Source organism: Microcoleus sp. B6-A1 (assembly GCF_036705085.1).
GTDB lineage: Bacteria > Cyanobacteriota > Cyanobacteriia > Cyanobacteriales > Microcoleaceae > Microcoleus.
In genome coordinates, this window is the sequence record NZ_JAUBTU010000003.1 from 1 (window position 1) to 13,459 (window position 13,459).

The 13,459-nt window shown below is 46.4% G+C and carries 3 protein-coding genes; 1 reads left to right on the forward strand and 2 read right to left on the reverse strand.

Going from position 1 to position 13,459, the window contains the following annotated elements; genetic code table 11:
* Both QUB11_RS01535 and QUB11_RS01540 read right to left on the reverse strand, forming a co-directional pair.
* Positions 1-3,090 (reverse strand): DUF4347 domain-containing protein (locus QUB11_RS01535; protein WP_333389475.1); only part of this gene is annotated, 3,090 nt, incomplete at its 3' end.
* A 419-nt stretch (positions 3,091-3,509) separates the two neighbouring features.
* Positions 3,510-7,538 carry a CHAT domain-containing protein gene (locus QUB11_RS01540; RefSeq protein WP_445300845.1) on the reverse strand — a complete coding sequence of 1,343 codons (4,029 nt, stop codon included), beginning with the start codon at positions 7,536-7,538 and terminating at the stop codon, positions 3,510-3,512.
* Between the two features lie 567 nt (positions 7,539-8,105).
* Here QUB11_RS01540 and QUB11_RS01545 point away from each other — a divergent pair.
* Positions 8,106-13,448 (forward strand): AAA family ATPase, encoded by a 5,343-nt coding sequence (locus QUB11_RS01545; RefSeq protein WP_333389479.1) that lies wholly within the window; start codon positions 8,106-8,108, stop codon positions 13,446-13,448.
* The last annotated feature ends 11 nt before the right edge of the window (positions 13,449-13,459 follow it).

Here is a 13,459-nt window from a genome sequence, read left to right on the forward strand (position 1 = left end):
AGTTGGCGTGGGAGTTGGAGTTGGCGTGGGAGTTGGAGTTGGCGTGGGAGTTGGAGTTGGCGTGGGAGTTGGAGTTGGCGTGGGAGTTGGAGTTGGCGTGGGAGTTGGAGTTGGCGTGGGAGTTGGAGTTGGCGTGGGAGTTGGAGTTGGCGTGGGAGTTGGAGTTGGCGTGGGAGTTGGAGTTGTTGTCGGAGTTGGAGTTGTTGTCGGAGTCGGAGTTGTTGTCGGAGTCGGAGTTGTTGTCGGAGTCGGAGTTGTTGTCGGAGTTGGAGTTGTTGTCGGAGTCGGAGTTGTTGTCGGAGTCGGAGTTGTTGTCGGAGTTGGAGTTGGCGCAGTGTCGTTATCAGTAATAGCGACGCTAACAGTCGAAATTGTGATGCCGTTATAATTAACATCGCTACTGGTAGAAGTAGGCGCGATCGCACCTGTATGATTTCCTTCAACTAAATTATCGTCAAAAGCAACAACCGCAACAGTTTGAGCAACATTCCAATTAGTGCTGTCAAAATTTATCGACGAAATCGGATTAATTTGACTGCCTGTATCAAAGCTAATCGTAACAGGTGCAGTCGGCTGAGTATTTAACTTAACACTGTAACTTCCCGTTGCACCGCCTTCAGTCGCAGTCGTGGTGGTAGTGTTAACGGTGAAACCTGCGGTGTCATCATTAGTGACAGTTGTTGCGGCCGCATCAGCGGTAATAGTAGGAGTTGCACCTGGTGCGACAGGATTAGACAAGGTGAGGGTAACAGTTTCGTCAGGTTCGATCGCACTGTCGCCTAATACATCGAGAGTAATCGTTTTGGATGTCTCACCAGTGGCGAAATTGATCGTGCCAGTCGTACCCGTTGCCCCAGAAGTGCCACCGATATTGTTGTAATCGCTGACGTTGGTAGCAGTTCCCGCGATCGCATAATTGACGCTACTCGCTACACCAGCACCGCCGCTACGAGTCACCGTAAAAGTTAGAGGAGTTGTGCCGCTATTACCTTCAGGAATGCTGGCAGTACCAGCGGCGACGGCATAAGAAACAGTACCGTTAGCAGCAATAGTTAGTGTGGTTTGAGCCGTTGTACCTGCAACCCCACCAGTAATTGTGCCAAAGTTGAGAATTGCGGTTTCGGCGTTTTCAGCTATGTTGTCAGGTTTGATAGTAACTGCAACATTTTGGGTGAGTGCGGCACCTGTTGCACCTGCGGGGAATGTAATCGAGGTAGGCGAAAAGGCGTAGTCGGAATTTTCGGTGGCTGTGCTGCTGGGGTCGATCGCAATTGGTACTGTTACATCAGCAAAAGGAGTGCCGCCGCTGAGGGTAACGGGAATATTAACTACTGTGTCTGTTGTTCCTTCTGTCTCGCTGTAAGTTGCAGCCCCGAAATTAACTGTATTGGGTGTATTTAGCAGCACAGAAACGTTGTCTGAACCGTTGTTCGCTACTGCCAAATCCGGGAGAGTGTCAGCATTAAAGTTGCCTGAAATAAGGGAAGTTGGATCTGTCCCCGCAGCAAAGTTAATGGGTGCACTAAAACCGCCATTGCCGTTGCCTACTAAAATTGTAGCGCCGCCGGTGCCTCCTACTGCTAAGTCAAGTTGGCCATCTCTGCTAAAGTCATTCGCAACAATGCCTTGCAGCCCTGTCCCGGCGCTAAAATTAGTGACTGCACCAAAGCTGCCCGTGCCATTTCCCAAGAGAATTGAAACATTGTTAGATCCGTTGTTAGCTGTGGCCAAGTCGAGGTAAGTGTCTCCGTTAAAGTCCCCAGTGGCTATCGAATTTGGATTTTGCCCAGCGCCAAAATTAGTAGCTGCACCAAAGCCGCCAGTGCCATTCGCTAAAAAAACAGAAATGGTGTTAGATAAACTGTTCGGTACAGCTAAATCGGAAAAAGTATCCCCGTTAAAGTCCCCGACAGCCATGAAAGCCGGCAATGACTGCACCGTTAAGTTGGTACTGAAATTCAATGCCCCGCTGCCACTGCTATTTGCCAGCAAAATTGTGACAGTGCCAGAGGTACTGCCAGGGCTTGCATTGACTACTGCTACGTCTGAAAAGTTATCAGCGTTAAACTTCCCAACTGCAACCGAGATAGGGGATACTCCTGTAGGATATGGAGTGGGGCTGCCAAAACCGCCCGTACCATTTCCTAGGAAAATTGAGAGGGCGCCACCACTGCCGCTACCTACTACTGCCAAGTCAGGGAAATTATCGTTGTTAAAATTGCCGATCGCGATCGATGTGGGACTTGACACCGCCAAGGTAGGAATAGGCGCGGGATTAAAGCCACCAGTCCCATTTCCTAACAGGATGGAAACAGTGTCAGATCCTTGGTTTGTTACAGCTAAATCAGGTTGGCCATCGACGTTAAAATCCCCGGTAGCAATACCGTAGGGATTTGTCCCCACGCCAAAGTTTGTTGCAGCGCCGAAAGTTGAGAGAACATACTCGTAAGCTGCTAATACTTCGGGTTCAAATACTAGCGGTGTTTTAATTTCTCCGGTTCTCACTTCTAATTCCCAGTCGCCGCCTTTTGCAGCACTTCCCGTCAGCTTTTTGGAAGCTGCAACCGACGCGCCAGTTAACTCACTCAGGCGTTGGAGAAATTGGTTAGGTTTTGTAGGTTTTGTAGCACTTTCAACTGGGCGGTTAAAACCGCTACTACACAAACTAAACCCGCCTGCGCGGGTTGAAATTCCATAGTCCGCGTAGGCGGACTTTGTTTGTATAGCCGCGAATTCTATTCGCCGGGGCTGATTAACAGCCGCGACATTACACCCGTAGAGGAGAATATCGGCACCGGGAATTAATGCTTTGCGCCACTGTTTGAGTTGAGGGGCGAAACTTTCTATGTTGCTGCTGTTGAGTGTATTTACACCGAGATGTACTGCACCTGGACTACCGTGAGAGATGATGTGGATTGCTTCTATATTTTGTTCAATTGCTAGCCTTTCGGTAATTTGCTCAATGCCATCCCGCGTTTCATCTAGGATAATTACCTCAGCACTTGGGGAAATGCCGCTAATTAAACTCTGGTAATTTTCAACAGTTGAGTCAATAAAAACTAGAATTGAAACAAATTTTTGCTGTCTCATTATGCAACCTCTTTAATTGTTAAACTTTATAGATTTTACTAAAATATAACTTACAGCAAATTCCACCTTTATGAAGTAGCACCGCCTATCGTTCTATCCCCGTAGGGACACTCCAAAAGCCCATTAGTGTCAACTTAAGCTCAAACCCAGTCAGAGACTGTTGTTTGACGATTAGGGCCAGATCCCCCCTAGCCCCCCTTAAGAAGGGGGGACAGGAGTCTTCTCAAAGTCAACCCCTACTCCCCTTCTTAAGGGGGATTTAGGGGGATCTGAACTATGGTAAAAGCGATATTTTTAAAGGGTTTCAGGCTTAAGTTGACACCAATGGGCATTGCCTTTGTCCCTACACTTCATCAACTAGCATCTGATTGCGAGCTACGCCTAAAGTCCTTACGATTGCTTTGTTCCTCGCAATGACATTACCAAGGACTCCCAATCATCGTGAAGGCAGACCAATAATAAGGATGGGAGAGATTTTCATTAGTCAGTTGAGCTAATTCTGGCGGTAATTCTAACTCCTTATTTAAGTTTGACAAAATTAAACGACCCTTTTTAATGCGAACTTGACCTTTGATCATGGCGATTTGAGCTTGCCGTAAGGCTTCGGCTTTAATCGGCGCGACCTTTAACTGATGGTAAAATTCAGCCATTAACCCTAAAGTACCTTCATCGCTGACATACCAAAGACTCGCCAAAACTGACTTCACCCCCGCTTGCACAGCTAACCCCGCAAAACCTAATTCGGTGTCATCATCACCCACAGCAGTTTGGCAAGCGCTCAACACCAATAGCTCAACTTTAGGTGGCTGATTCCACCCTAGTTGCCGCACGCGATCGAGTGTTAACCTGCTATCTGATAACTGAATGTAAGAATTGCTCGGTGATCCTGGGTTAAAGTATCCGTGAGTGGCGAGGTGAATAATCCCATAGGGTCTGTCTTTGCGCTGTGACCTAAGATTGTTGAGAGTAAAGGTTTGGTTGAGGAAGGATTCGCCTTTCCATTCGGAGGCAATAGCGTTAAGTTCTGCAGGCACTGCTGGCAAGGGTGGGTTATTAGTAAATTGTGAGGCTCCCATTGCTAAAACTTCAGCATTTTTAACACTTGCATAGCTAGTATCGGTTAAGTTGACGCTGGGAATGAGTCCGATGCTGTACTTTTCTACTAGAAATTGAGAACCGTCATGGAGGGCGGCTAAGGGGAGCAATCGCAACCCTGCATCCATACTAAAAACTAGCGTATCGATGCCCTGAGCTTTCAAATCAGCTTCCAAGGGCGCAATTATCCACTGGTAAAGTTGTTGGGATGCTGGCAAATAGCTCTCAGTATTGATGTTTCTGGAAGTAGTGAGTTCAGAGCTGAAATTGGCTGCGACTTGCATCAAAGTTTCGCGCCGGGCGGCGGGGATGGCTTTATGAATAGGGATGCCGCTAGGGGGGACTACGATCAGGTCTAATTGTTCAGGGCGGGAGAAGGCGTAGATAATGGCTGGTTTTTTACCAGTTTGGCTGGCGATGATTCTAGTTCTTTTCTGTATGGCGGTAAAAGATTGCAAATCGCGCCTGATTTCCTGATTAATGTATGAACCCACTTGTTCACTGTAGAAGATATCGATAAAGAAAATGGCTTGTGGGATATCGCCTCTATCGATTAGCCGTGTGATATCGCTGCGGCTAACTATATTTAGAGGCGATGCCGTTTGGACAATTTCGCTTACCCAATCGGATCTGTAGTTAAAAAGAGATTCAATTCTATTAATGATATTCAAATTGCCAGATTGAGCGATCGCATTGGTAATTGAAATATCCGGTAATGTCGTTTGTTCTGATATTGGAGATGGTGTTTGTTCTGATATTGGAGATGGTGTTTGTTCTGATATTGGAGATGGTGTTTGTTCTGATATTGGAGGTGGTGTTGAAGATGGTGTTGGTGGTGGTGTTGAAGATGGTGTTGGTGGTGGTGTTGAGGATGGTGTTGGTGGTGGTGTTGAAGATGGTGTTGGTGATGGTGTTGGTGATGGTGTTGGAGATGGTGTTGGTGGTGGTGTTGAAGATGGTGTTGGAGATGGTGTTGGAGATGGTGTTGGAGATGGTGTTGGAGATGGTGTTGGTTCCGGCGTTGGTAGTGGGGTTGGAGAAGGTGTTGGAGATGGTGTCGGTTCCGGCGTTGGTAGTGGGGTTGGAGAAGGTGTCGGTTGTGGTGTCGGTTCCGGCGTTGGTAGTGGGGTTGGAGATGGTGTCGGTTGTGGTGTCGGTTGTGGTGTCGGTTGTGGTGTAGGTTCCGGTGTTGGAGATGGTGTTGGTTCCGGCGTTGGTTCCGGTGTTGGTTCCGGTGTTGGAGATGGTGTTGGTTCCGGTGTTGGAGATGGTGTTGGTTCCGGTGTCGGTTCCGGCGTTGGTTCCGGCGTTGGTTCCGGTGTTGGAGATGGTGTTGGTTCCGGTGTCGGTTCCGGCGTTGGTTCCGGCGTTGGTTCCGGTGTCGGTTCCGGTGTCGGCGATGGTGTTGGTTCCGGTGTTGGAGATGGCGCGGAAGAACTGATCGCAATATTGCCCTGAGTGTAAGTGCTGGGCGGCACTGGCACCGGGAATTGTGGCGAAATAGTCTCCGAACCTGATGTAATGGCTCCCGCCGTCCCATTCGTTGTCGCATCGCCGACAATAAAAGGTGTAGTAGTGCCCCCCGCGTGGCGAAGAGTAATCGCGCCGCCACCCGTGCCATTAGCGCTGGAAATGCTCGCATTTACACCGCTGCTATCTGTAAAAGTGCCGCTGACTGTGAGAAGATTGCCAGCCGTGAGGTCAATACTGCCGCCAGTAGACTGAAGAGTGCCTGTAACGGCGATGTCGCTGGCCGCTTTGAGAGTAATATTACCCCCAGAAGAGGCGATCGCATCCAACGCCATGTCCCCTGCTGATTCCAAAATCACAGGCCCGCCTACTGTCGAAATCGCTCCCACTCCGATGCTATTGCCCGAAGCAACACCCGGTGAAGCAAAAAATGTCTCCCCTTCGGTGACATTCGGCGGCAAATTGGCAGCATTCGCCAGAGTCGAAACCCCCGATCGCAAAATTAAAGCTGCACTACCTGAAAGCACCGCCGCATCTGGATCGGCGGAACCTGACAAAGTAGTATCTGGCCCATTGATGGTAATATCTCCGGCCGCGATCGCGCCTTTTGCTTCTACCTTAAGTGAGGTTCCAGTATAATCCCCAAATCTCACATCTCCATCCGAGCTAATAATCGGGTCGTACAAACTCAGAAAACTGCCGCCGTTGCCAGACAATGTGAGAATAGAAAAATTACCACGCGCAGCGAAGTGAGCATCACCGGAAACAGTGCCATTGCTCAATAATGTGACATCCCCTGCGGATTGGAATGCAGGGCTAGGGTAATCTAGCGCGAAGATATCAATATTTTGATTACCTTGTATAGTAAGATTGCCACCTGCGATCGCCCTGAAAGGATAACTGCCATCCCTCACCCGCACCGTATCTCCTGCCAACAGAAACAAATTGTTCTCAGTAAGTAGCTGGCTTTCTACCAAAGTGAGATTACGTGCTGCCGAGAGTGTACCATTCTGACTATTAACAGTAGAACTAGCGATCGCCACATCCCCGCTTTCCACCCTCAAACCCGCCGTCAAAACCACTTCTCCTGCACCGTTAACGGAGACGCCAGTAGCAGAGTTCCCACCTGGGCCCGCAAGCAATTGCGGAAGAGACAAAGGCAGAGATAATTGCCCATTCTGTGCCAACAATTCCCCGCCAACAACCCCAATTTCTAAACTTAATAAATGTCCTTCTTGACTAAGCCGAATAGCATTCTTACCGGGGACAGCAGCGACAATAATATTACCTTGGGGAGCATGGAGAGAACCAGTGCTGACGACAGTACCGCCGATTAAAGTTATACTTTTTCCCGGCATAACAGCTAAATTACCTGCATTGAGGATACTTCCCGGTTGGCTGAGATTAAAGTAAAAAGTGTTCGGAGTTCCTATCAGCTTACTGTAATCATTCGCTCCAGCCACATTGAATAAACCGGAATCAAAACCGATGTTAGTAGCAGTAGTAGCTGTAAAGGCTGCCGGAAGATTCAAGCTAGCATTAGGGCCAAAGATAATGCCCGAAGGATTTATTAAAAACAGGTTGGAATTGCCGCCACTTACTTGAATCAAACCATTAATAATAGAAGGATTGCCGCCTACTACCCGACCCAGAATGTTGCGAATAGCGTGATTAGAGATAAAATTAGCAATCTGCCCTTCGCTAAGCCCAAACTGTTGAAAACTGTGGAAAAGATTCGCTCCATCTCTAGAAGTTTGGCCGCCTGTAATATTCAAGCGATCGCCGCTAGGCGTGACAGTAGTGCCAGTGCGATCGGCTGCAGGAACAATGGGTTGTGCTTGTACCACCGCTGTACTCAAAATAGTGGCTGCGAGCGCTAGCATTGCAGCACCATGTATAGAAAATAAGGCTAGTTTCATTAGCTTTTAGCTGGCAGAGCACGTATCTGACAATTATAATTTTAAGGTATTGGCTGCTAAGTGCGGTCAACTGCGACCCAGGCTTAGCTATTAAGAACGTCGTCACCATCAGGGCGGTTGCTTTACCTGAAACCTAAATTCTGCACCCTCAACTGTCACGATCGGTTTTTACTTATTTTTAGCCAGCAATAAAGCTATAATTTATAGTTTTCTACCGTACATTGACTGATAAAAAACTTTTTAAAGCTATAATTTATTATTTTAAAAATAGAGTTTTATGCGTAATTATGCTGTGTGATACTCCAGGCTGCGTAATGTGGGCTGAAAATGAAAGCAAAAGTGCGATCGACTGTTAAGGCATCCTACAAATTAGGCGATCGCGATCGGGGCAACCACAAAGTATTTGCAGGCTGCTACCGGACAAACTAAACATTTGTTACAAAAAGATTTTTTTTTCCTTTCAAACGCGCTATTGTATACACAAAGCTAGTGCGTTTTGAGTTAGCTTTAATTTTTACCATAAAAATCAATATGCTCTCTATTCCAGGCGTTGCTGTCCAGACGCTGCTTTACGAAAGTGTCAACTCTCTGGTTTACCGGGCGATTCGGGAAGCAGATCAAGAGCCAATTATCCTCAAACTGCTCAAAGAAAGCTACCCCACACCTCAAGAATTGGTGCGCTACCGCACCGAATACCGCATCACCCAAGAGCTAAAAGAGCCGGGAGTCATACAAGTTTATGACTTGCAAAAATACCAAAATAGCCTCGTGATGTTTGTGGAGGACTTTGGCGGCGAATCCTTGACAATTTGGATGCAGCAGCGAAAGTTTAGCCTAAAGGAGTTTCTGCAAATTGCGATCGCCACCACGGAAGCATTAGGCAAAATTCACAGCGCCAACATCATTCATAAAGATATTAACCCCTCAAATATTGTTTACAACGCCGAAACGAAACAATTAAAAATTATCGACTTTGGTATTTCCACTCAGCTAACCCGAGAAACGCCAACCCTGAAAAACCCCAACATTTTAGAAGGCACATTAGCCTATATTTCACCCGAACAAACGGGGAGAATGAATCGCACTCTCGATTACCGGACTGACTTTTACTCGCTCGGCATCACCTTCTACGAATTGCTGACAGGAAAACTACCTTTCGAGACTGAAGATCCTTTAGAACTTGTTCACTGCCACATTGCTAGACAGCCACTTACCCCGCACGAAATCAAGCCAGAAATTCCCCTAATCGTCTCCCAAATTGTCAGCAAACTGATGGCGAAAAATGCGGAAAACCGCTATCAAACGGCATTAGGGCTCAAGCACGATTTAGAGAGATGTCTAGTTCTATTACAAGCAACGGGTAATATTGAGCTGTTTGGCTTGGGAACGCGGGATATTACAGACCGTTTCCTGATTCCCGAAAAACTCTACGGCAGAGAAACTGAAGTTGATGACCTATTAGCAGCCTTTGAACGAGTGAGTACAGGTAGCGCCGAAATGATGCTGGTGGCTGGCTTATCTGGGATTGGTAAAACCGCCGTAGTTAACGAAGTCCACAAGCCGATCGCCAGACAGCGTGGCTATTTTATCAAAGGCAAATACGACCAATTTCAACGCAATATTCCTTTCTCAGCATTTGTGCAAGCTTTTCGCGAATTGATGGGACAATTATTATCAGAAAGTGACGCTCAGTTACACAGATGGAAAACCATGATTCTCACCGCAGTAGGCTCCCGTGGGCAAGTGCTGATTGAGGTGATTCCTGAGTTAGAACACATCATTGGCGCTCAAAGTCCTGCACTAGAATTGTCCGGGAGTGCCGCCCAAAATCGCTTCAATCTGCTGATGCAGAAATTTGTGCAAGTATTTACCCAAGCAGAACATCCCTTAGTGATGTTTCTGGACGATTTGCAGTGGGCAGATTCAGCATCTTTGAAGTTATTACAACTATTGATGGAAGATACGGGGCATCTGTTAGTATTGGGTGCTTATCGGGATAATGAGGTATCACCGGCTCATCCGTTTATGTTGACTGTGGATGAGATTGTGAAGTCTGGGGCAGTAGTGAATACGATTACCTTGCAACCGTTGAGTTTAGCCTATCTCAATCAGTTGGTAGCAGATACACTGATTTGTAATTTATCCTTTGCCGGGCCATTGACAGAACTGGTTTATCAAAAAACCAAAGGTAATCCCTTTTTCTCTACTCAATTCCTCAAGTCGCTGTATGAAGATGGTCAAATTATCTTTGACTGGGATCTAGGGCATTGGCAGTGCGATATTGCTCAAGCTAGACTTACCCACGCCTCGGATGTGGTGGAGTTTATGGCGGCGCAATTGCAGAAGTTGCCGAAAGAAACTCAGAATGTTCTCAAGTTGGCGGCTTGCATTGGGGCACAGTTTGATTTAGATACATTGGCAATAGTCAGCGAACAATTACCAGAACAAACGGCATCAGCACTCTGGAAAGCCTTGCAAGAAGGACTTATTAGACTGATAAAAGAAGGCTATAACTTCCTTCAGACAGATGCTCAATACCCTACTGAGTCTGTGGCTAACCCAATTTATAAGTTCCTGCACGATCGCGTCCAGCAAGCAGCTTATTCCCTAATACCAGAAAACAAAAAAAAAGCTACTCATCTCAAAATTGGACAGTTACTCCTACACAAATATTCGGACATAGAAAGAGAAGAAAAACTCTTTGATATTGTGGGGCATTTAAATCAAGGAATTGAGTTAATCAATCAATTAAGCGAACGAGAAGCCTTAGCCCTACTCAACTTAGAAGCGGGAGGTAAGGCCAGAAATTCTACCGCCTACGCAGCCGCAATGGTCTATCTGCAAACAGGGATTGAGCTACTAACAGCCAACTGCTGGCTTCTTCAGTATGAATTGACCCTGAATCTCTATGTTGCTGCTACCGAAGCTGCCTATTTGAATGCTGACTTTGAGGGTATGGAACAGATGGCAGCATTGGTATTGCAAGAAGCTAAGACGATTTTAGACAAAATTAAAATTTACGAAATTCAAATCGCTACTCATGCAGCCCAGGGCAAGATGTTGGAGGCGATCGCAGTGGGTAGAGATGCCCTGCGACTACTGGGGATCGATCTCCCCAGCGAACCTGACAAAGCCACGATTGGTAAAGCGCTGCAAGCCCTGGCTAGCCAACTTCAGGGCCGACAGATCGAGCAACTGCTTGACTTGCCTTTGATGACAAATCCACAGAATCGGGCAGCTATGCAACTCTTAAGAATGTTAGGTGCACCCGTTTTTCAAGCAATGCCCGGTTTGCTGCCCCTAGTTACCTCCACGATGGTGAGTTTATCGCTCTCCTTTGGGAATGCACCCGCATCGACGGTGGGGTATGCCATGCACGGGATGGTTCTGTGTGCCTTTTTAGGAAAGGGGGAAACGGGTTATGCCTTTGGTAAATTGGCACTTTCATTGCTCGATCGGTTCAATGTGCCCGAATTAAAGTCCATGATTCTGTTTGTGTTTAGTTGCTTTATTCAGCATCACCAAGAAGCTCTCTGGGCAACGGTACCGACGCTGAAAGATGGCTACACGGCGGGCATGGAAACGGGCGATTTTCTATACGCTGGCTACAACATAACTATTTACTTTTATGCCAACTTTTTCGGTGGGGTAGAACTAGACAATTGGGGAGCCGAACTAGCAGATTACAGCACTGCCTTAGATCGGGTGAAGCAATATTCTGCTCAGGATGATTTGGATATGATGCGGCAGACGGTGCAGAATTTGACGGAATGTGTGAGTCAACCGGATTGCTTAATAGGAACTGCATACGATGAAACTGTAATTATTCCTAAGCGCTATCATAACAATGAATTCACAGCGCTCGCTTTTATCTACATCAACAAACTACTTCTTGCTTACTCGTTTGGGAATTATTCGGCTGCCATATACCACATTACCCAAGTTAATTCGTATTTGATGGCAGTATCGGGAAGTGTTTATTTTCCCATTTTCCCTTTCTATGCCGCCCTAACACACTTGGCGCTATTTCCCACACAGCTAGAAATTGAGCAAGTAGAAATTATCGCTCAGGTACAAACACATCAAACCACTTTACAACAGTGGGCGGAAAATGCTCCCATGAATTATCTGCATAAATGGTATTTAGTTGAGGCAGAACGCTATCGAGTTTTGGGCAATAAAGCTGAGGCCATTGAAATGTACGATCGCGCCATCTCCCTTGCCAAAGAAAATCTATTCCTCAACGAAGAAGCCCTTGCCAACGAACTAGCCGCCAAATTTTACCTAGAATGGGGCAAAGAAAAATTTGCCCAACTCTACATGATTGAGGCGTATTATTGTTATGTTCAATGGGGAGCCACTGCTAAAGTAAGGGATTTAGAAACGCGATATCCCCAGTTATTGAAACCTATTCAATCGCCAAATAAAAACACTAAAACTACCGCAACAGTGACGACTACTGGTTCGGGTAGTAATCTAGATATCACCACAGTTATGAAAGCTTCTCAGGCGATTTCAGGTGAAATAAGGCTCGATCACCTAATGTCTAGCTTAATGAAAATTTTGATGGAAAGTGCAGGGGCGCAAAGAGGATATCTGATTTTGTCATACCAGGGAACGCTGTTAATTGAAGCTGAAGGGACAATAAATTCAGAACAAGTTACCGTGTTGCAGTCAATCTCCGTTGAAACCTGTCAAGAACTTTCCTCCGCAATTGTCAATTATGTGGCCCGCACTCAAGAAAGCGTGGTATTAGATGATGCAGTTCGAGAGGGACAATTTACTAACGACCCCTACATCCAAAAAAATCAGCCCAAATCAATTTTATGTGTACCCCTGATTAACCAATCTCAAATCGTCAGTATTGTTTACCTAGAAAATAATCTGACAGCCGGAGCTTTTACGCCAGAAAGAGTGGAACTATTAAAAGTGTTATCTGGACAGGCTGCTATTTCGATTCAAAATTCTAAGCTTTACACCGAAGTCCGCGAAAATGAAACGAGGTTGGCTCAACTTAACAAAGCTTACGAGCGCTTCGTCCCCAGTCAATTCCTCCAGTTTTTAGAGAAATCAAGTATTATTGATGTGGAATTGGGCGACCAAGTGCAGTTAGAAATGTCGGTACTATTTTCCGATATTCGCGACTTCACCACGCTTTCAGAAACAATGACGCCGGAGGACAATTTCAAGTTTATTAATTCTTATCTCAGTCGCATGGAACCCGTCATTAATACAAATAATGGGTTTATTGATAAATATATTGGCGATGCGATTATGGCGCTGTTTAGCGGTGAAGCTGACAATGCTGTGAACGCGGGAATTGCCATGCTGCATCGCCTCGTTGAATACAATCAAATTCGGGCTAATTCTGGCAATGCGCCGATTCAAATTGGGATTGGCATTAATACGGGTTCTTTGATGTTGGGAACGGTAGGCGGACAAAATCGCATGGATGGTACGGTAATCAGCGATGCGGTTAATTTAGCCTCTCGCGTAGAAGGGTTGACAAAAAATTATGGGGTGTCGCTGTTAATCACCCAGGAAACTTACTCGCGTTTAGAAAATCCATCCAAGTACGCAATCCGCACTCTCGACACAGTAAAAGTTAAGGGAAAATCGGAATTAGTAACAGTTTATGAGGTGTTTGATGCTGATGGGCCCGAAATCAAACAGGGCAAGTTAGCTACGCTGCAATTGTTTGCCGAAGCTTTGGAAATTTACTCGGAAAGGAAGTTTGGTGAGGCAGCGCGGCTGTTTGCCGAGTGTTGGCGTCAGAATCCGGGCGATGCCGTCGCTAAAATTTACTGGGAACGCTGTCAGTCTACTTTAAGGACTCGCACAAAAATCAAAGACAGGCTACACAATTTAGATTAATCATAAAAGCC